The organism is Mesorhizobium sp. M7A.F.Ca.AU.002.02.1.1 (genome assembly GCF_003998535.1).
Taxonomy (GTDB): Bacteria; Pseudomonadota; Alphaproteobacteria; order Rhizobiales; family Rhizobiaceae; genus Mesorhizobium; species Mesorhizobium ciceri.
Window position 1 is genome coordinate 1 of record NZ_RZPB01001428.1, and the last position, 584, is coordinate 584.

Consider the following 584-nt stretch of genomic DNA (forward strand, 5'->3'; position numbering starts at 1 on the left):
GTGTGTGTTCCGCAGGTGCGATCTGCCCCTACTGTCTTACTGCCCTATTCCCTTACTCCCCTAGAGCAATCAAATGCCTTCACCGGCAAGTTCCTCCGAAATCGTGCCGACCTGGTCCTGGGCGCTGCGCATCATCGGATAGATGGCCAGCACCTTTTGCCAGGCCTCGAGCGCCGATTGCTTGTGGCCGGTCAACGCCATGATCTGCGCCAGGCCGGACAGCGCACCGAAATGGCGCGGCTCGAGCTGCAGCGTATGGTCGATGTCGGACATCGACTTGCCGTAGTTCTTCATCATGAAATGGACGGTGGCGCGCCGGTTCCAGCCCTCGGCATAAGTAGGCTGCAAAGTCACCACCTGGTCGAGGAAATCGAGCGCGACGTCGAACTTCTGGCCCTCGACGGCTTTTTGCGACCATTGCATCATCAGGTCGATCGAGGCGCTGCCGGATTGCGACCACTCGCTCCAGATGTTGCCGGCGATGCGCTCCGCCGCCTTTTCGTTGCGTTCGCGTTTCAAGTCGCTGAACAGCTGATCGAGGCGGGCTTGTTTCGTCGTTGGGGCGGGGGGCGCATCCTGAGGGG

1 protein-coding gene is annotated in these 584 nt (G+C 60.8%); it reads right to left on the reverse strand.

Features of this window, described 5'->3' with window-relative positions; genetic code table 11:
• Window positions 1–69 precede the first annotated feature (69 nt).
• Window positions 70–584: hypothetical protein (locus EN879_RS38155; RefSeq protein WP_127274822.1), on the reverse strand; the 515-nt coding region annotated here is incomplete at its 5' end.